Annotated in this window: 16 protein-coding genes and 1 pseudogene; 13 read left to right on the top strand and 4 right to left on the bottom strand. The window is 67.3% G+C overall.

Going from position 1 to position 18,297, the window contains the following annotated elements:
• Positions 1 to 619: 619 nt before the first annotated feature.
• Positions 620 to 934: a hypothetical protein gene (locus RBJ65_RS23830; protein WP_306323332.1), complete on the bottom strand. Its 315-nt coding sequence runs from the start codon at positions 932 to 934 to the stop codon at positions 620 to 622.
• 1,071 nt (positions 935 to 2,005) lie between these two features.
• Here RBJ65_RS23830 and RBJ65_RS23825 point away from each other — a divergent pair.
• Complete coding sequence (locus RBJ65_RS23825) at positions 2,006 to 4,243, top strand: hypothetical protein (protein ID WP_306323331.1); 2,238 nt, start codon at positions 2,006 to 2,008, stop codon at positions 4,241 to 4,243.
• Positions 4,244 to 4,478: 235 nt separating this feature from the next.
• A complete protein-coding gene (locus RBJ65_RS23820; protein ID WP_306323330.1) occupies positions 4,479 to 5,405 on the top strand; it encodes a hypothetical protein in 927 nt (308 codons plus the stop codon).
• Between the two features lie 30 nt (positions 5,406 to 5,435).
• Here RBJ65_RS23820 and RBJ65_RS23815 read toward each other — a convergent pair.
• Positions 5,436 to 5,852 (bottom strand): annotated as a pseudogene (locus RBJ65_RS23815) (transposase); the annotation flags it as partial.
• 315 nt (positions 5,853 to 6,167) lie between these two features.
• Between RBJ65_RS23815 and RBJ65_RS23810 the strand changes: the two are divergent.
• From RBJ65_RS23810 to RBJ65_RS23800, 3 genes are read left to right on the top strand one after another with little or no spacing between them, the layout of a single operon-like run.
• Entirely contained in the window at positions 6,168 to 6,350 is a 183-nt protein-coding gene (locus tag RBJ65_RS23810) for a hypothetical protein (RefSeq protein ID WP_306323328.1), read from the top strand.
• The gene (locus RBJ65_RS23805) at positions 6,347 to 7,468 is read left to right on the top strand and encodes a WXG100 family type VII secretion target (protein ID WP_306323327.1); all 1,122 of its coding nucleotides are present in this window, start codon (positions 6,347 to 6,349) and stop codon (positions 7,466 to 7,468) included. The genes RBJ65_RS23810 and RBJ65_RS23805 overlap by 4 nt, the downstream gene beginning before the upstream one ends.
• Positions 7,465 to 8,865 (top strand): hypothetical protein, encoded by a 1,401-nt coding sequence (locus tag RBJ65_RS23800; protein ID WP_306323326.1) that lies wholly within the window; start codon positions 7,465 to 7,467, stop codon positions 8,863 to 8,865. Before RBJ65_RS23805 ends, RBJ65_RS23800 begins: the two co-directional genes overlap by 4 nt.
• 331 nt (positions 8,866 to 9,196) lie before the next feature.
• Here the strand turns inward: RBJ65_RS23800 and RBJ65_RS23795 are convergent, their stop codons facing one another.
• Positions 9,197 to 10,723: a S8 family serine peptidase gene (locus tag RBJ65_RS23795; protein ID WP_306323325.1), complete on the bottom strand. Its 1,527-nt coding sequence runs from the start codon at positions 10,721 to 10,723 to the stop codon at positions 9,197 to 9,199.
• A complete protein-coding gene (locus RBJ65_RS23790; protein ID WP_306323324.1) occupies positions 10,720 to 11,460 on the bottom strand; it encodes a hypothetical protein in 741 nt (246 codons plus the stop codon). The genes RBJ65_RS23795 and RBJ65_RS23790 overlap by 4 nt, the downstream gene beginning before the upstream one ends.
• 607 nt (positions 11,461 to 12,067) lie before the next feature.
• On the opposite strand from RBJ65_RS23790, the gene RBJ65_RS23785 reads away from it, so the two are divergent.
• The 8 genes from RBJ65_RS23785 (at position 12,068) to RBJ65_RS23750 (ending at position 18,182) form a co-directional block, all read left to right on the top strand.
• Complete coding sequence (locus tag RBJ65_RS23785; protein ID WP_306323323.1) at positions 12,068 to 12,688, top strand: hypothetical protein; 621 nt, start codon at positions 12,068 to 12,070, stop codon at positions 12,686 to 12,688.
• 124 nt (positions 12,689 to 12,812) lie between these two features.
• Positions 12,813 to 13,169, top strand: a complete 357-nt coding sequence (locus RBJ65_RS23780; protein WP_306323322.1) for a WXG100 family type VII secretion target — start codon at positions 12,813 to 12,815, stop codon at positions 13,167 to 13,169.
• Between the two features lie 191 nt (positions 13,170 to 13,360).
• A complete protein-coding gene (locus RBJ65_RS23775) occupies positions 13,361 to 14,668 on the top strand; it encodes a putative T7SS-secreted protein (RefSeq protein WP_306323321.1) in 1,308 nt (435 codons plus the stop codon).
• A 9-nt stretch (positions 14,669 to 14,677) separates the two neighbouring features.
• Positions 14,678 to 15,400: a hypothetical protein gene (locus tag RBJ65_RS23770; RefSeq protein WP_306323320.1), complete on the top strand. Its 723-nt coding sequence runs from the start codon at positions 14,678 to 14,680 to the stop codon at positions 15,398 to 15,400.
• Positions 15,397 to 16,038 carry a hypothetical protein gene (locus tag RBJ65_RS23765; RefSeq protein WP_306323319.1) on the top strand — a complete coding sequence of 214 codons (642 nt, stop codon included), beginning with the start codon at positions 15,397 to 15,399 and terminating at the stop codon, positions 16,036 to 16,038. The genes RBJ65_RS23770 and RBJ65_RS23765 overlap by 4 nt, the downstream gene beginning before the upstream one ends.
• A gap of 190 nt (positions 16,039 to 16,228) precedes the next feature.
• Positions 16,229 to 16,543: a hypothetical protein gene (locus RBJ65_RS23760; RefSeq protein WP_306323318.1), complete on the top strand. Its 315-nt coding sequence runs from the start codon at positions 16,229 to 16,231 to the stop codon at positions 16,541 to 16,543.
• Complete coding sequence (locus tag RBJ65_RS23755; RefSeq protein WP_306323317.1) at positions 16,543 to 17,565, top strand: WXG100 family type VII secretion target; 1,023 nt, start codon at positions 16,543 to 16,545, stop codon at positions 17,563 to 17,565. Before RBJ65_RS23760 ends, RBJ65_RS23755 begins: the two co-directional genes overlap by 1 nt.
• Positions 17,562 to 18,182, top strand: coding sequence for a hypothetical protein (locus RBJ65_RS23750; protein WP_306323316.1), 621 nt, complete (start codon positions 17,562 to 17,564; stop codon positions 18,180 to 18,182). Before RBJ65_RS23755 ends, RBJ65_RS23750 begins: the two co-directional genes overlap by 4 nt.
• Positions 18,183 to 18,297 lie beyond the last annotated feature (115 nt).

The raw sequence follows: 18,297 nt of genomic DNA, 5'->3' as shown, positions 1-18,297 counted from the left end.
TCTTGTGGTTGAATCAAGCGGTGTCGGCATATTCACTGGAATAGAGCTTCTCGAAAGCTTTCGCAGCCTTGGGTGGGAGACCTGTACCGCAGAATCTCTTGGCCGCTCGGGCATTCCAGGCGTCTCTATCGCCGTTTCCGTCTGCTGTGCAAGCCGACGTGACAACGAGCGTGATGGACGCGAGCACTGCGGCGAAACAATGAGGCTTGCGCGGCGCCATCGCTAGTCCTTCTACTTGTAAGGTTCACGCGAACTGTGCCCTCGGCCATAGCCGTTTGTCGCCTCTGTCGTGAGGTGAATATCGGCGTCTGAGTTGGCGGATATTCCGTGTGTCACGTTGTAAGCGGTAATAGGCGTGGAAGCGTTTCTCTTTCCGGTCGCCGTGTACGCTTCCTTCGCGCTTTCCAGGCTGTCGCCCTTGTCCACCTTGTTTTTTCGCTGCGTCGTCGACCTGCTGTCCGACAAAGGTCTCGAGAGCACCTCGGGGAAGGCCTTCCAGGAGTCGGCGGCCGCGGCCTATGGGGCGAGGTCGGCGTTCTTGAGGTACGCGAAGGAGGGCATGCGGGGCGGGTCCCTTAAGAGTGATGCGGCATGGCGTGGAGTGGGGGAGTGGCCGCGCTCAGCCGAAGGGGGAGGTGATCGAGGCCATGCGGGCCTGTTCTTCCTGCTCGGCGTGGGTGTACTCGCCGGTGGTGGTGTGCAGGCGGTCGCTGATGTCCTGGAGCATGGCCTTGAGGTGGGCGACCTGTTCGCCCCAGCGGATGTCCATCGTCATCAGGGAGCCGGCGGTGGCCCAGGAGCCGTCTTCAGGGCGGCCGCCGGCGGTGTGTTTGTTGAGGCCTTTGACGGCGGTCTGGGTGTCCTCGTCGGCGGTGTTGTCGATGTTCTCGGTGTCGCCGCGGAGGTCGACGAGGGCGTTGGCCGCCTGTTTCATGCGGCCGGTGTCGACCTTGCTCGTGCCTGCGCCTGTGCCTGTTCTGGTCGTTGACGTGCCGGCGCCAGAAGATGAAGTCACGTGGAATCAGCCCCCGTTGGCGGCGCTCGGGCCGCAACTCTCAGATCCGTGAACTCGACAGTGCGTACCGTACAACCATTCGAGGGGCTGGTGAGGGGGATGTGGTGAATCTGCGATGTCGGCGACGTGCTGTGTGGGTGATCTGGTGCGCGGCGAGTTTCGGGTGCTGCTCGCGCATCAGCGCGACCATGCCCGAGACCGGCGCGGTGGCGGGAGGCGTACCGTCGATCTGCTCCACCGTCCGCGGAAGGTCCTCCTGGGGCCCACCGCCCTTGTGCACCACCACGACGGGCGCCGGGCCGTAGGTCTGGACTTTCGTTGTGGATCCCAGACTTGGGGCTTCGGCGACAACTGGGCTTGAATGTAAGGACGTTGGTGATTCCGTAGCACGTTTGGGGCGAGCGACAGGGCTTACCTGAGTCTCCTGGCTGAGCCGCTCACGTCGTCCCGCGACTCTATGTCTCTCCATGCTTGGGTAACGGGCGAGTGGAGTTTCGCTGCACCCCCTGTCTTCTGCCCTTGTAAGGCAAGTTCCCGTCGAACGGTTTGTCGAACCGAGGGTGGTTCCATTGAGGATCCGGTATCTTGCGCCTCTAGTTGGCATGTCCGCGCTCGGCTGCGGAGTGAGCGAACCGGCGGGTGCGTCTGTCGTGCGGACAGTGGGGGCAATGGTTGACATGCGGTTTATGCCGCGGTATCGCCGACAAGATCATTTACTCGCGTCGAGAAGCAGGAACTGTCGACAACACCGCTGCCGACAGTTGTCCGTGCACCTCCAGAGGGCTCAACACGAACAGTGCCGGGGACAGGGCCGAGGAAAGGTTCCCGGGTGACGGCCCATACACCCACACCATTAGGCCCGCCAGGACTCGACCGGCGCCTCCTTCGGGTGGCCTGGGTCGGGCTTCCCTGGCGGCGTCCGGGACTGTCCATCAAGCCGGACCAACCCCCGCACCTGCCTGTCTGTCGGGCTTTAAGGAGCTGTTGCACATGGTGTCCATTCCTTACCTCGAAAATGCCGACCTCGGACCATTGGCCGATGCCGCCACTTCCTGGAAGGTGCTTCCGGCCAAGTACGAGTCGCTGCAGAGCGAGTTCGAGAAGCGCGTCCTCAATCAACTCAAGGGCCATTGGGAGGGCGAAGCGGCCGAGGCCGCCTTCGCGACCATGGCCAAGGTCCGTACGGAGTACGAGAACGCGGCCATTGAGGCGGGACGTATAGGGAAGTTGCTGCAGGACGCGCACACCGAGTTCGCTGCTGTGCAGAAGCAGCTTCATGCCCTGCTCGACGAGGCACGCGACAACAAATACAAGGTTTACGACGACGGCAGGGTCGAGGATTCCGACCCGAGGCAGGACAGCCCAACGGCATCAGGAACTCCGGGCCTTGCCGAGGAGCGCCAGGACAAGCTGGATTCACTGGTGAACCGGCTGACACGGGTCCTCGAACGGGCCACCGCGGCCGACGAAGCCGCGAGTGCCGCTTTACAGCGGGACGTGAACGGTGAAAGCTCGTCCTTCAACACCCGCGTCTACACCAGCCTCGACGCCGTGGAAGTCGACCAGGCGTCCGCGCTGATGAAGAAGAAGGGGCGTCTCACCGACGCCGAAGTCACCAAGCTCAACCTGTTGTTGTCCGCCAACAAGAACGATCCCGAATTCTCTCGGGACTTCGCGGTCAAGGTCGGCGCGGGCAATGTCCTGGACAAATACAATGAGCTCATCGCCCCACCGGCTGGAACCACGCTCTCCAAGGTCGAACTGGCCCAGCTCAAGGAGCTTAAGGCGAACCTGGGTACCACGATCGGCACGGCGACCACGTCGGACGACCACCGTAAGGGGGGACCCGATCCGGCCATCACCAAGTTCCAGGACGAACTGCTGGCGGCGGGCCGCCGCGAGTTCAACGCCAACTCCGTCGAGCCCTCGAACGGCCTCAATGGTTACCAGCTCACCAGCAGCCTGATGAGCGACGGAAAGTGGGACACCAACTTCCTTCAGGATTACGGAGATGGTCTCATCACCGCGGAGAGGAACGGAGCGAACGTCGGCCAGAACCCCGATACCTATTGGGGATCCTCACGTTCTCTCGGTACGACCAACATCGGAGCGCTCGACCCCATGGCGGGATACATGGACGCCCTGGGCCACAACCCGGAGGCCTCCACCGAGTTCTTCACGTCGGCTACCACTGTGAATGGCGAAAAGGTCGACCACTACGACTACTTGATGGAGGATCGGCACTGGCCGGAGGGCGCGGGCTACACAGGCGACTCCAAGAACCTCAGCGGCTACAACAATCTCGGTCACGCGCTGGAGTCCGCCGTCACCGGCCACTCGTACGACAGTACCCCCTCCGCGAACACCCCAGCGCACAATGAGAAGCAGGCCGCGCTCATGGAGAAGGTCGTTCAGTCCATATCGAAGGACGACGGGCTGGCTCATGACGGAATGCGGGACAGTCTCGGAAGGATGGCCGGTGAGTACATGCCGGACATCCACCAAGCCCTGACGAATGACCAGTCCGGCAACAAGGATCCGTTCTATCCGGTCTCCGGTAGCCGGGCAGAGCTGACCGAGCAGGACACCTCCCGGTTCCTCATGACCGTCGGGCAGGACCCGGACGGCTATGCGGCGATCAACCTCGGTGAAAGCGCATACACGTCCAACCTCATCGACTACCACCTCCAACATCCAGGAGCCTTCGAAGGATCTACAGAGACTGCCATGAGAGAGATCGCGAGGTCTTCCGGTGAAGTCCAAGGAAGCATCGCGATCGGGAGACGAGATTCGGACATAGGCAACGGCGTGGAGGCTGACAAGGCATACAACGACGCCATGGGCCGTGCGGGAAGCTACGCGTCGGGGATCGTGGGCACCGGCATCGGTGTCGGCACCTCGTTCATAGCGACGCCGGCCGTCGGCGCCGGTGTCGGTGGCCTCGCCACCACGGTCACTGGCGATCTCATCAACCAGATGGTCGAGGGAACCCAGAGGGACACCCTTGGGGACACGGTGTACTCCAGCGGTGCGGATTGGGAGAACGCCAAGAACTCCACCTCGGCTGTTCTCCGGGATGCCTACCAGCAATCCGCGGAGGCTCAGGGCAAGAGCCACGCAGCCGACTACGGCAACATCCTGGCCAATGAGGTCGAGCAGGGGTTCCAGTCGGCAGACAGCAACCGGGACGGATACAACCAGGACAAGAGCGGCACCGGCCAAGGCTGATCTGCTCGGGAAGCCAGATGGCGGTCCGCGAACCACACGCAATGCATACCGGTTCCTTCAATAGTTTCGTAGACAGGGATTGCTGCAGATGAAGTGGAACACTCGGGCTCTGTTCCGGGGAAAGGGGAGACGTCGGCTGATCGGCTCCTTGGTAGTTCTTGTCGGGCTGGGGGCCGGGTGCTACGGATTTCAGTTGCAGTACCCGGCAGCCAGGGTCGGTCGAGCGTGTAGTGGGATGCTCCCGGTCGACTCGGTGCTGGACCTTGTGGGCAAGTCGCGGATGCACCTTCTCGGTCTGGGCTTTCACGTATCCAGTGGACAGTTCGATGTCTCGGACGAGGTGACGGAGCCGCCCGGTCTGGCGACGCGGTGCACGGTCGACGGCGTGGAGATATCCGTCGAGACCACGGCCGGAGCCCATAACCCGTACGGCGTCTATACCTTCCAGAGTGACGAGGAGTCCTTTCCTGTGCCTCTGAACGCGAGTTGGCAGGGCTTTATGGTCACCAAGAACGACCAAGCCACCGCGTCGGTACTCCTCAACTGCAAGAACTGGGCGGCGAAAGAGGGCAGTGGAATCCTCGTGGCGGCCGAGCCGCCCTCTGAGGCCAAGGCAACCGAGGCGGTACGTCTCAAGCTTGCCCGCGTTGTCACCGGGACCGCGGAGCGTGCGGCGGAGCGGACCGGCTGCGTGACGGATAAGGGGGATGCGGGCAAGCTGGCCGCTCCCGCTGCTACCGCAAAGACTGTGTCGGCCGACGATGCCACAGGAACTTGTAAGGGGATGTCCTCAGCCCGGACCGTGCGGGAGACTGCCGCAGGTGTCTCGCCGGTGGAGGAGTGTCTGCTCGTCGGCGGCATGCAACTCACGGCTGAGTACCACCCTTTCAGCGATACGTCCGATGCGTCCGATGCGGTCGCCGGCGGCAGATACGGCGGCCACAGCGCGCCTTCGGGAGCCGACCGTGATTCGGTCTGGACCACGGCCACGTGCCATGGGGCCCTGGGGATCGGCTACTACCACGCGGCGCCGGTCGAGGGGCGGGGCGGCTCGTTCACCGTGGACCCGCTCAATGAGAGTGAGCGGAAGGACTTGGAGCGCTTTGCCGAGGAGTCCGCGGCCCGTCACGCCTGCGGTTCGCCGAAGGCACTCCCTCGGTGAACCGGGGTGGTGTCCCACGAAGTGGTGTAGTCAGTCCAGCTCATGGGGTTCCGCTTGTGCGGGAACCTGTCGTGGTGAGGTCGACTGGCCGGTGAAGAGACCGGCCATGGACCCTTCGGAGAGGTAGCGGCGGTCGAAGACCTGCCATTCGTCGTGGAGTTCGGCCAGGACCGCGGCGGCGAGTCGGTCCAGAGCGGCGGGGTTGGGGAAGACCTGGACGACGTCGGCCCGTCGTTTGATATCCCGGTTCAGCCGTTCCAGCGGGTTGGTGGACCAGATCTTCTTCCAGTGCGCCGGCGGGCAGTCGGCGAACGCGGTGATGTCTCCGGCCGCCTCTAGCAGCATCGTCTTGACCTGCGGGAATTGCCGTCCGAGCATGTCCGCCACGACGTCGAGTTGGCTGCGGACCTGGAGTTGGTCTTCATTCGCTCGTTTGGTCCGCGTGGTCAGGCGAGTGATGTTGCGTGTATGGGGTGGGCGGGTAGCGGTGACCACGCCTCCTCCTCTGGGCCCGTGTTGGCCAAGTGTGGGGAACCGTGTACGTTCGCCGGGACGTGCACGTGGCGACGTCACGTTTCACGTCCTACGTCTACACGCCCACGGGGGAACAAAGTCATGGCCGACGACGGAACGACGTATGTCGATTCCTCGGGTATGTCGAAGCTGGCAAAGAGTTTCGAGACGCACGCATACGACCTTCAGAGTCACCTGAGGACTTTTCGGCAACGTACCGGCGAATAGGCGATTACCGACGGATTCGGGTTGCTCACCGAATCTGACGAAATCAACGAGGCCTACATCGGCTTCTCCAACGACATGGCGGAATCCATGGAGCACGTGTATCGGCACCTGGATGCCATCGGGGCAGCCCTACGGCACGTCACACAGACCACTGAGTCAACCGACGACGATGTCGCTGCTCTCTTCGGCGAGGGCGCCAAGTGAGTGATGACGAGTCCGTCGCCGAGAAGGTCTACGAAGCCGGGATGGACATCGTCAATCCCGGTGGTGACCCCGAAGCGCTCGAGAACGCTGCCAGGGCGTGGCGGAGGATGCACGACGACGTGCAGGCGATGTTCGGAGACCTCGATCGTGAGGTCTCCCGTGCCGTAGGGGAAACGTGGCGGGGAGATTCGGCCGACGCCTTCCACGCCCACTGGAGAGAGCTCCACAAGGTGGTCGAGGAGGTCCTCCCTGACTTCAAGAACGCGGCAGAGGGGCTCGACGAGGCCGCTGACAACATCCGCAAGGTCAACGAGGAGATCCACGAGATCTACCTGGAGATCGGCATCTCGGTTGCTGTCTCTGTCGCGTCTTCCTTCATCACGATGGGGTTCTCCGCGGCTGCTGGGGCTGCCAGGGCTGCTCAACTAGCGGCACGTGCGGTCGCCGCGGCTGGACGCCTTGGGCGGGCCTTGAAGGCCATCGCAGGGGTTTTCAGAGCCCTGTACACAAGCCAGAAGGCATTTGGCGCCGGCAAGGTCGCCCTCGATGGGCTCGCCAACTTCGCTGGCGGAACCGCAGGTGGAGTCGCGACCAGCCTCCTCAGTGGCAAGGGGCCCGAGTGGCAGACCAACCTCGTCGGTGGAGCCGCAGGCGCCACTGTGGGCACGGTCGCGGGTAGTGCGGTCGGAGCCGTGGCGGGGAAGGGCGTGCTCGGTGATTTCGCCGGTGGTGTGGCCGGAGGCGCGGCTGGAGGGTTCACCGGTGACTACCTCGACTCCGTACGGAAGGGGGAGGACTTCGATCCGAAGGCCGCGGCCATCACAGCAGTGACGGGCGGCGCTGCCGGAGGTGCCGCAGGGGTTTCAGTGGGGATGCAGACCGCCTTCACGCCACACATCACACCCGGACAAGAGCTGAGCGTCGACGTCGGTACCAACTCCGTGGCGCCTGTCGTCGGCGGTGTGGTGGCCAACGAATCGAAGGACAGCCTGGAAGAAGAAGAGAAGGAAGGCGGTGAGGCCGGAGTGGCCGCCGCCAAGACGGAGAAGGGCGTTCAGAGCGGAAAGCCGCAGGGTGGCGGCTCCGCAGGGAATGGCATCAGGAGTGTCTTCGGATGAGCTCGCAGGTTACCGGGTCGCGTTTTGGTCGAACTCCCCTGCTGGCCGTGGTGAGTTGGGCGGCGTCGGCTGTCGCGGTGTTTGGATTCCTCGGTTGGCTCTTCCTCGATGAATTGAGTCATCGGCGCATGCTGGTCGCTTTCTGTGTCGGGATCCTGCTGGTCTGTCTCGGCTGTGTCGGGGGCGTCGGGGTCGCTGGGCGCGGGCGTCGGAACGGTGCGGGGCGGGCCGCCGAGTACGGCGTCGTGCGCCCGCGGGGTGCCGGGGCGGTGTCGATGGCGAAGGGGAGTGCGCTTCCTGCCCGGCTTCCGTCTGGGCGGGCGGTGAAGGTGCGAGGTCTGGTCGGCATTGTTGCGTTCCTCGCCGCGCTTGCTGGGGTTCTCGCGATCTCGGCGAGTGACGACACCGATGCGACCGCGGCGGCCGCCATCAGGGAGGCGGGGGCCGAGCGGGCGACGGTGCGCATCGTTGATGTCGCTGACGTGGAGCGGTTCGCCGGTCGGGGTGACAGTGACTTCGAAGCCCATGTGACCGTGGAACTGCCTGATGAGGACGGTGGGGTTCGGCGCGTCGCCATGGATGCTCGGACGCATGACGTGCCTCGTGCGGGTGGGCGCCTCGCTGTGCTTTACGCGCCCGACCGTCTTGATCTGGGCGCCGTCCACGGTGACGCGGACACGCTCGATCGGTTGCTAGCCGGGACCGCACTGGGGTCTGGGGAGACCTGGGTTTTCCTGGGGTGTTGGGCCGGCGTCGCGTTGATTGTCGTAGCGCTGTCTGTTGGGGGCGGGGCGCTGGGCGGGATTTCCCGGCTCGACGGTCGGCATCGGGCGGCTCGCGGTTCTGTGCAGGGGACGGCGACCGGTGAGGGCGATGGTGCTGTGCTGCGGGTGCGTACCGAGAGCGGTGAGGTGCACTTCTGGGCAGAGCAGGAGTGCGCGGCCATTGCCCAGTCCGTGGAGGGGCAGCAGGTGTGGGTCTGTTGGCGGCATGCGGAGGGGGCGGCGAAACGGCTGCATGCGGCCCTGGTCGGCGACGAAGGGTGGTGCCTGCCTGGTGAGGTGTACGTTGCTCAACTCGCGCGGGTGGCAGGTGATGCGTACGTCGTGGGTGAACCGGGAGCGCCGGTCGAGGCGGGGCGTCATGTCGGGCTCTGGATGCCGGTCGTCTCCTTGCCGCTGCGGTTGCCATGGAGCGGGGTGCTGCTCGTCGTGCTTGCGCTGATGGCTACGGCGGGCATGCTGACCGATGTTTCCGGGCGCGGGCGTTGGGGGCTGGCGGCCGTGGCTGTGCTGGGGATGCTGGGTGGCGTTGTGTCGTACTTGAGGGGTTCGCGGCGAGGGCGAGTCGGGGGCGGCCGTGCCGAGGTGGGGGTCGGGGGCGCTGTCTCTCGGTAGGGGCAGGTCGTCGTGCGGGCCGGTGGGTCATTTCGGGGGAGTCGTCGCCTTGAGCGATGGGGTGACCGGAAGGGTGGATGCTTCCTTGCACCCGATGAGTCCCGCCATCTTTCGCAGCACTGGATAGAGGATCGACACCTGGCGCTTCCGGAGTTCGGCTAGGGGACGAAGCGGCGCGAATCCGGGGCCGTGGAGAAGAGCCACAGCGGAAGGACGGGGGCGGGGATCGCGAGCCCCAGCACGCCGAACCATGAACTGGCGCGGCGGGGCGCTCGGTTCGCCGAGCGACCGCACCCCGCGTCCGAGACGGGCGCGGGGTGCGATCGTGCGGTCAAGAACTCGGGTCCGAGTACGGAGAGCTGTTCCATTGCTGTTGCTGTTGCTGTTGCCCCGGCGGCGGGGGCGGGTTGCCCGGAGGCGGGGGCTGCGGCACGTTCCCCGAACCGGCCGACGGCCCCGGTGCCTGTGGGTACCCACCCGCCTGCGGATAACCAGGTGCTTGGGGGTACCCACCCGCTTGCGGATAACCAGAAGCCTGCGGATACCCGCCCGCCTGGGGGTACCCACCCGCCTGCCCCGCCTGCGGATACCCGCCCGCGCCAGCGGGTGCGTACGCCGGAGGCTGTGGGCCGTTCCAGCCGGTTGGCGACGGCGGGCCGGTCGTCTCGCCGGGCTTCAGTTTGCGGCGGCGTAGCAGCAGGTATCCGCCGCCCAGCATGACGATGCCGAGCGCGATGCCGATGCCGAAGATCACGACGTCCGAGGTGTAGAGCTCGGCCGTGAGGTGGGACGGGGTGCCGTCCGGTTCGGCCAGGGTCTCCTTGCCCTCGTACGGCGCCGCCTTGCCCAGCGTCGCGGGGGGATTCGCCGCCGCGCGTACCGCCTTGGCCGCGTTGATCTCGCCGCGGCCCAGCAGCGCGTTCCAGCCGCCGGGCGGCGCGGTGGCCGTCTGGGTGAGGATGGTGCGCGCCTGCCCCGGAGTGAGGTCGGTGTTGCGCGACTTCATCAGCGCCACGACACCGGAAGCGAGCGCACAGGCCGGCGAGGTACCGGAGACCGCCTTGTAGCCGCCGCCGGGCTGCGCGCTGTAGATGAAGGTGCCGGGCGACGCGATGTCGTTGTAGGTGTGCACCGTGGAGAACGGGGCGCGGGTGCCATCGGGCTGCGAGGCGGCGACCGCGATCACCCCCGGGTAACCCGCGGGCGTCGAGAAGTCGTTGGACTCTGAGCGCTCGAGGCGGCTGGCGGTTCGGCCGTCGTTGCCGGAACTGGCCAGTACGGTGACGCCCTTCGAGACCGCGTGGGAGACCGCGATCTCCTCGCCCTTGTCGGGGTTGCCCTCCCAACTGCCCTCCGAGCCGAGGGACATGGAGATCACGTCGGCGCCCTTGGCCACGGCGTAGTCGATGGCCTGGGCCAGCGGCGAGGTCCCGTCGCCGTTCTTCACCTCGCCCTTCCAGGTGTTGAAGGCCGGGTCCTCGGTCTCGAGGATGGCCCGGACGGACAGGATGTGCGCCTTGGGCGCGATCTTCAGTACGTCATGGGCCATCGCGGTGCCGTGCACGCCCCAGTAGGGGTCGCCCGGCTTGGCGTTGCCGCCGCCGAAGTCGCGGCCCTGGGTCACCTTGCCCTTGAGTGCCGGGTGGGTGTCGTCCACGCCGGTGTCCACGACGGCGACCGTGACGCCCTCGCCCTGCTTCTGGCTGAGCGACTGGGCCTGGGACGCGCCCAACGTCTTGAGCTCCCAGTTGTGCGGAGCGCCGGGGGCGGCGGAGGCGGGGGCGACGGAGGTGATGGCGATGACCGCGCTCAGGCCGAGCGTCGCGAGCGCGGCCGTGATGCGGCGTCGCGTGTTCATTCGTCGTCCTTGTCGTAGATCGAGCCCATGATCTCGGATTCCGTCAGGCCCTTGGCGGCTTCGGTGTACGTCGAGCGGTCCTTCACATTCGGGGCCTGCACGCCGTACGAGTTCCAGGGCGCGGGCAGGCGCGCGGCGAGGCGCCCGTCGGTGGCGCCTGCCGTGACGGCGATGACGTAGTTGTCGCCGGAGACCTTCGCGGCCGAGGCGTTGCGCCGGGAGTCGGTCCAGTTGGCCGCGGGCGTGCCCTTGACGCCGTAGGCGCGCACCGAGTAGGCGACCTTCGGCGCATGGAGTGTCCCGTCGCGGCCGTCGCCGGACTCCGAAATGGCGTCGGCGAGCGGCCCGTTGGGCGTGGAGCCGTACTCGTCCTGCGCGGTGTCGCCGAGCACGACCAACGCCACGGTCGCCACTTGGGAGTTGAGGGCGTCGACGTACGTCGCGCGGAGCACGGCCTTGCAGTCGTGGGCGCTCGCGGTCTGCAGCGCCTTGCCGTCCAGGCCGCTCGCGCATGAGGTGTCCTGTGCGATCCCCGCCCGAACCCACGACATCTGCTGCTTGCGGTCCGTAGCGCTGGATGTTCCGTCGTACGCGGACAGTTCGTCCGGGAATATCTTGTCGGCGGGCTCGTTGCGCCACGCCACGGGCTCATAAGCGCGGTTGTAGGTCGTCGCACGGTCGAAGAAGATCGACCAGCCGAAGGCGAGGGTCAGGAGGAGTCCCAGAACGGCGCACACGATGATCGCGATTCCGAAGAATGTACGTCCCTTGCTGCGCGGCTTGAGAGCGGGCGAGGGCGACGGCGAGGGCCCGCCTGGATATGAGGTCACGGACATGGGGCTCCATATGGACGGGCGTGGATTGTGCCGGAGTGACGGCGGCCTGGTACTCGGCGTAAGGGACTATAACTGGTCCGTGTTTTCGGCTTGGTGGAAGTTACACGTAGCGTCCGGTTTACTCGGGAATGCGAAGTAGGGCGGGGTGAACTCGGGTTCCGGTTCCCGATTCCGCCTGGCGGAACGGCGGTGGGCGGAGTGGAGCGTCGGTTCCCTCGTCACCAAGCCCGACGATCTCGTCACCAAGCCCGAGGACTCGGCCAAGTCCTCGCCGTTGATGAGGAAGGCGGCCAAGCTCCGTACATCTCCGTCGATTTCCGCGTTCGGAGGATGTGGTGAAAACGGTGACGGGGCGCAGGAGAATCACCATGGGCCTGTTGCGCGGAAATCGGCCGGATGTCGGCGACATCGCCCAGAGCGGTGAGTCCGCAGGACCGCTTCTTGTTGTGGGACGGGTTGTGGGACGGGTTGCGGGACGGGTTGTGGGACGGGATGAAGAAGGAGCGTAATGGCTGGGAAATCCACCCAGGATCGTGTCAGGGACGCCATGGCGCTGTCCGTCGAGGCGGTCGCGGCGTACGAGCCCGTCCTGGCGTCGTACGTCGTGCAGACCGACAGTTGGGTTCCGGAGCCGCCCTGGTCCGCGCGGTCCTGGTCCATCAGGGCGTCGCGCTCGATGTTCGACAGGATGGTGGCCAGATGGGACAGGTTCGCCTTCTGGGAGCGGATTGATCCGGTGGGCGGGCTGCTGCGGCGGCGCGACCGGCGGGAGGCGCTCAAGGGTGGCTGGAGGTCGGATGCCGGCAGCCTGGCGTGCGCCTTGTTGCCTCGTAACTGCTACGAGCCTGTGCATGCGCTGGTCGTGGGCCGGCGGATGCTGTACGCGGTCGAGGTGCTCGGGCGGCTGGACGCGGGGACGGTCGGGCCGACGACGAGGGTCGTCTGGCAGCGGGACCGCGCACAGCTGAACTGGGTGCGCAGCAGGAGCGACATCAAGCACAGCCTGCACGAGATCGGCTTCGCCGACGGGAGCTGGGTGATGCTCAACTTCCGTGGTCCCGCCTGGAATCAGGAAGGCACGACGCCGCCGGGCAGGATGCCCGCGAGCGTGGCGCGGCCTGTGGGCTGAGAAGGAGGGTGGGCAGGGAGGCAGGGCGACAAGGTTGTGACAAGGGTTGAGGTGTGGCGGGGCTGTCAGGTGCGTCGTGGGTTACGTTTGTGGCTCTGGTGGGTGATCAAGGTCAGGGGGAGCTATGTCGTCCTTGCCGGGGACGTTCCGTGTCGACGCCGAAGAGTTGGGCGGGTTCGCGGGACGGCTGGACGAGTGCACGTCCGAGATGCGTGCGGCCGGTACGCGGATGGAGCGGGCGTCGGTGGCGGGCATGGGCCACGAGGCTGTTGAGGGTGCGTGTGGCGGGTTCCGGGAGTCGTGGCAGTACGGGATCAAGCAGTTGTCCCAGCTGACCGAGGCGATCCGGGACGGGCTGCGGGTCACCGCCCAGGCGTACAGCGATACCGATCAGGCGATCCAGCAGGCGATGACGCCCGCGGCCGCGGGGGCGTCGGCGCCGGGGAGTGCCGACAGAGCCGCCTCCTCACCATTCGGCTGAGTTGGGCAGATGGGCAGTTGGGCAGTTGGGCAGATGGGCATTCTGACCTGCTGCCCAGCTGACCTGCTGCCCCGGTGCCCAATCGCGCACCCGGCGCCCTCGCCGCCGCACCCACCCGGACCTCCGCCGCCACCGCTCCGTAACCCACGACGCAACCCACGACGCAACCCACGATCCACGGGGGAATCGACATGCCCGCCACACCCGGCACCGGCGACGCCTATCCCGCACTCGGCTTCGACCCGGCGCCCGGACAACCGGGATCCGTGCAGGCGCTCGCCGACGACATCCACGGCGCGTACGGCAAACTCCGTGCCGCGCAGGACGTGTTGAGTGGCATCGTCCGCGGCAGCGGGGGCTGGTCGGGGGTCGCGGCCGACGCCTTCACCGCGAAAGTGCAGGACTTGCCCGGCCTGTTGTCCACCGCGACCGACAGCTTCCAGCAGGCCCAGGACGCACTGGTCGACTGGCGGCACCAGTTGTCCTCGATGCAGCAGTCCGCCCGCGACCACGAGGCTCGGGCGGAGCAGGCGCGTGAGCGTGTGCGTACCGCCGAGGCCGACCCGGATCTGCGGCTGGCCGGGCGGACCTTCACCGATGACGCCCAACTGGCCGACGCACAGGGCCGTTTGGACTCCGCCACGCAGCGACTCGATCGCGCACGGGCCGACCTCGACCAGATCATCGAGGACGCGCAGCGGCTGCGGCAGCAGCACGACGCGCAGGGTGACGACATCGCGCGGCTGTTGCGCAAGGCCGCCGACGAGGCCCCCGACGAGCCCGGCCTCTTCGACCGCCTGATGGACGGCTTCGAGCACCTCGTCGAGGCACACGCGTGGCTCGCCAACGAGGTCGCGGACTGGGTCAAGGAGCACGCCAACGCCATCGCGGCGATCGGCGACGTGCTCTCCACGGTCAGTACGGCGATCGGCATCGTGGGCCTGGCGCTCGACGCGACCGGCATCGGTGCCCCGGCCGGCGTTGTCCTGGGCGCCGTGTCCGGCGGTCTCGCGGCGGGTGCGCTGGCCGTGCACACCACGGCCTCGCTCGCGGGTGCGGACGTGTCCTGGCGGACCTTTGCCGAGGACGCGGCGGGAGTCGTCTCGCTGGGCGCGGGCAGCGCGGTACTCAAGGGTGCGGGGCTCGCCGAGCGGACGATCGCGGCCGTGGCGGGCGGCGAGAAGTTCGTGGGGATCGGCGGCACCGGGGACTCGGTGTGGGCAGCGGTCGAGGACAGTACGGCAGTCGGCTACTTCATCCCGCGCGACCTGCGGCAAGGGGCCGAATACGCCATCCCCGGCGGCGGGTTGGCCGTGGCGTTCGAGAACGCGTGGAAGACCGGCAGTGAAAAGGACCGCGATGCAGCAGCAGAAGGAGCAGCAGCAGAAGCAGAGGCAGCGGCGGCGCCAGAGAAGGCGCCAGAGAAGGTGCCAGAGACAGCGCCAGAGACAGCGCCAGAGGCAGCGGCAGAGGCAGCGGCACAGGCGGCGGGGAACTGAGGGAACGGCATGTTGAGCACCATCCTGATCCTCGCCGCCCTCGCCCTCGGGGTCGGCACCCTCGTCGCCCTCCCCTTCTTCTTCCACCACACGCACATCGGCTCCGCCGCCACGCGGGAGAAGCGCCGCCAGGAGGTGCTCAGGTCCCTGGACGGCAGGCCGGAGGTGCGGGTTCTGGCCTCCGGTACGGGCTGGTCCATGGAGCAGACGCTGTGGACCGCCCGACAGTACGGGTACGAGCTCGTGCGCGTCGACGGCTTCCGGGCGCAACCGCGCTACCTGGTGCTGCGCTCCACGCGGACGTACGCGCCGCCTCCCTCGACCCCTCTTCCTTCGTCGGCTCCTCCGGGCGGCTTCCTCCCTCCCTCTCCCGGCTCCCCCGAACTGCACGCTCCTGCCCAGGAGTTGAGAACGGCCGGCAATCCGGGCGCACTGCTCGCGCTGACCCTCGTGCTCGGTCTGCCCGGTGTGGGCGCGGTGGTGAAGGCCGTCGCGGCCGCCCGCCATGGTGAACCCTTCGCCGCACCGGCCGCCATCGGTGTCGTCCTCCTGATCGCGGCGACAGGACTCGGCCTGCTCGCCCTGCGGACCAACCGCCGAGCAGCACACCACGACGGCCCGAGCGACGACCCGAGCGACGGCCCGAACGACGGCCCGAGCGACGGCCCGAACGACGCCCCGAGCGACGGCCCGAACGGCGGCCCCACTTACGGCCCAAGGAGCCACCGGTGAACGTCACCTTCCAGATACCCCCGTTCTTCCAGGAGATCGTCCCGGGCCTCGACCCGGCCCAGGCCCGCACCCACGCCGCGGCCCGAGCGGGCGACCGGGCCGGCACCGTCCTCACCGAGGCCCAACTCGACTCCATGGCCGCGGAATACGCCCGCGCCTCCGCCACCCTCTCGGCTGCCAACGTCTTCTACGCCGCCACATGCCTGGTGACCATCGACGACGACCTGTCGAGCGGCACCCTGCTGATCGCCCGCCACCCCCTGGCCCATCGTGACCCGGAGACCGCGGTGATCGGTATCGGCGAGGTGATGGCGCGTGAGCACGGCTCCGACGCCGTCCGGATCTGGGACCTGCCGTGCGGCCGGGCGGTGCTGGTCTTCGAGCAGAGTGCCTCCTTGCACATCCCGGCCGAACTGACCACGAACGGCGAGGACCTGCCGGTGGAGGTCGCCGAGATCCAGGCCTACGTCCCGGTCCCGCGCGACGCCGTGCCCGGCGCCCAGGACATGATCGTGCTCACCTTCAGCACGCCCAGCACGGACCACTGGGAGGAGTACTGCGAGGTGGTGGCGGCAGTGCTGAGGAGTCTGACGTTCACGCCGGGGGAGGCCGTGCCGCAGGAGACGGTTATGGCGTAGGAGACGGTCATGGCGTAGAGGGCGGTCATGGCGTAAGGCGTGCCTCAACTGGGCGCCACCCACGCCCCGTTGGTCGTGACACGCACCACAGGGCGCAGCCTTGTGGCGCGCGGGAGTGGTTCCTAGGATCCTAGGAACCCAGGATTGATCAAGGTAATTTTGCGGCGAAATCCGCAACCAGAGGGGGCTCATGTCCGGGGCCGGCTTTGACGTAGAGAGCTCTGCGCTTCGTCGTTACGCGCAAGCGGCCGAACAGGCCGCAGGGAAAGCCGAGGGCATTCGAAGGAGACTGGCTCCGCTCGATCTCCACGCGCAGACCTTCGGAAAGCTTCCCGAGTCGGACGAGCTCAAGGCCGACTACGACAAGCAGTCCGAGGAAGCGATCAATGACCTCAAGGATGTCCAGGACGCCCTGACCGTCATCTCTGAAACGGTCCGCGACTCGGCCGACGCCTATGACCAGGGCGAGGAAGCCCAGACCCAGATGTTCGGCGGGGCGTCCTGATGCCCGACGTACTCGACCGCATCGGGTTCTCCGTCGACTGGAGCAACCCGCTCGCCGACGCGCTGGACTCCACCATCCGCGGCGCCGTCAAACAGCTCGGCCTCGACGACCTCATCGAGAAGGTCAGCGGGGACAACGAACTCCTGGCGCAGACCGCGGCGGAATGGCGTTCCGCCGCCCGTGACATGCAGGGAGTCGTCGACGACCTGGAGGCTGAGCGCAAGACGCTCGTCGCGTCGTGGACAGGTGACGCCTCGGAGGCCTTCAGCGGCAAACTCGCCGCGTTCGAGGAGGCCTTGCGCGGTGAGGCCGAGGACATGACGACCGTGGCCGAGCTGCTCGAAATGGCGGCAGAGAGCTGCGCGGAGGCAGAGCAGGTGATGCTCGACCTGGTCGTCGAGATCGTCGAAGCGCTGCTGGCCGCGGCGGCCACGGCCGCCATCGTCGCCGTCCTGACGGCGGGAGTCGGGGCGGCCGTGGGCCCGCTGATCGGAGCGGCCGGAACGGCGAGCCGGGTCATGAAGGCCGCCCGCATCACTGCCAAGCTCGCCGAGAAGCTCAAGAGCCTCGCCGAGAAGATGCGCGCGCTGCGCAAGCTGCGAAAGCTGCGCGTGGCGGCCAAACGGGCGTGGCGGCACAAGGACAAGAACTACAAGATCGTCAAGAACGCGGTGAAGTTCCCCGTCAAGGCCGCCCTCGGCGCACACCTCGGTGGAGCCGCCATGGACGCCGCACCGCTCGCCAACGACATGCTCAAAGACGCCACGGGTGTGGATGTCGGCGCGAAGGTCTCCGCGGCGGCGGAGGGCGCCGAGCGCACCCTGCACGAGACCACAGGGCTCGATTACGTCCGCATGGGCGACCACACCTGGGACGTCGCCCACCAGACACCGGACGGCGAGGAGCCGAAGACCCCGCAGGAGCAGCAGTACGCGAACCGCCCCGAACCGGAATCCTTCCGGGATCGTGTCGGTGAACAGATCCCCGCGCAGCAGCGCCCGGTGCAGGACGTGTTCGGATGAGCCCCGGGAACCTCCTCAGCGGCCCGGCCCACTCCGACATCGAGCAGCGCGCCGTGGCCGCCCTGCCCCCGGGCACCCGCGTCCACGCGGCGACCGTGGTCCGGCCGGGCCCCCGGCTGCGCAGGCCCGCGCGGCGGCACAGGCCCCGAGTCCTCGTCGGCCAACGGCTGCCCGGCGACCGCTGGGCCGGGTTCAAGCGCGGCGTCTGGGGGGGCTTCCGGCTCTACGACATCTTCGCCCCGGACCTCGACCCGTTCTGGTGGCTGCATCGCAACCGCACCCGCCGCGCCGGAAAACCCCTCACGGGCGGGCGCGGCAGCCTCGCCGGCCGCTTCGCTTCGGCGCTGTACCCGCGGGTCCCGACCACCGACGCGGCTACGGTCCTGTTGCTGACGGATCGGGACGCGATGCTGGTCTACGTACAGCGTTCACGACGCGGCGACCAACTGGGCGCGACGGAACCCGGCTTGACCGTTCCGGCGCACGACCTTCTCTCGGTCACGCACCAGCCCCAGGCCGGTTCCGACGCCTGCGACCTGACGTTCACCGACCAGTCGGTCGTACGGGTCAACTGCCCTTGGCGGTCGGGGCCCCGGCTATGGGAGTCGAGCCGCTGATCACGCAGGCGTACGTGGGCGGCAGCGGGCTCGACCGCTGACCACGCAGGCGTACGTGGGCGGCAGCGGGCTCGACCGGGGACCACGCAGGCGTACGCGGCGGCAGCGGGCTCGA

The organism is Streptomyces sp. KL109B (assembly GCF_030766935.1).
Classification (GTDB): domain Bacteria; phylum Actinomycetota; class Actinomycetes; order Streptomycetales; family Streptomycetaceae; genus Streptomyces.
This window is presented reverse-complemented; position numbering and strand designations above follow the sequence as displayed.

What these genes read in the sequence shown, in the direction of transcription:
- RBJ65_RS23830 (WP_306323332.1), bottom strand. Translation starts at nt 934, where the DNA reads ATGAAACAGGCGGCCAACGCCCTCGTCGACCTCCGCGGCGACACCGAG.
- RBJ65_RS23825 (WP_306323331.1), top strand. Translation starts at nt 2,006, where the DNA reads ATGGTGTCCATTCCTTACCTCGAAAATGCCGACCTCGGACCATTGGCC.
- RBJ65_RS23820 (WP_306323330.1), top strand. Translation starts at nt 4,479, where the DNA reads ATGCTCCCGGTCGACTCGGTGCTGGACCTTGTGGGCAAGTCGCGGATG.
- RBJ65_RS23800 (WP_306323326.1), top strand. Translation starts at nt 7,465, where the DNA reads ATGAGCTCGCAGGTTACCGGGTCGCGTTTTGGTCGAACTCCCCTGCTG.
- RBJ65_RS23795 (WP_306323325.1), bottom strand. Translation starts at nt 10,723, where the DNA reads ATGAACACGCGACGCCGCATCACGGCCGCGCTCGCGACGCTCGGCCTG.
- RBJ65_RS23785 (WP_306323323.1), top strand. Translation starts at nt 12,068, where the DNA reads ATGGCTGGGAAATCCACCCAGGATCGTGTCAGGGACGCCATGGCGCTG.
- RBJ65_RS23780 (WP_306323322.1), top strand. Translation starts at nt 12,813, where the DNA reads ATGTCGTCCTTGCCGGGGACGTTCCGTGTCGACGCCGAAGAGTTGGGC.
- RBJ65_RS23775 (WP_306323321.1), top strand. Translation starts at nt 13,361, where the DNA reads ATGCCCGCCACACCCGGCACCGGCGACGCCTATCCCGCACTCGGCTTC.
- RBJ65_RS23770 (WP_306323320.1), top strand. Translation starts at nt 14,678, where the DNA reads ATGTTGAGCACCATCCTGATCCTCGCCGCCCTCGCCCTCGGGGTCGGC.
- RBJ65_RS23760 (WP_306323318.1), top strand. Translation starts at nt 16,229, where the DNA reads ATGTCCGGGGCCGGCTTTGACGTAGAGAGCTCTGCGCTTCGTCGTTAC.
- RBJ65_RS23755 (WP_306323317.1), top strand. Translation starts at nt 16,543, where the DNA reads ATGCCCGACGTACTCGACCGCATCGGGTTCTCCGTCGACTGGAGCAAC.
- RBJ65_RS23750 (WP_306323316.1), top strand. Translation starts at nt 17,562, where the DNA reads ATGAGCCCCGGGAACCTCCTCAGCGGCCCGGCCCACTCCGACATCGAG.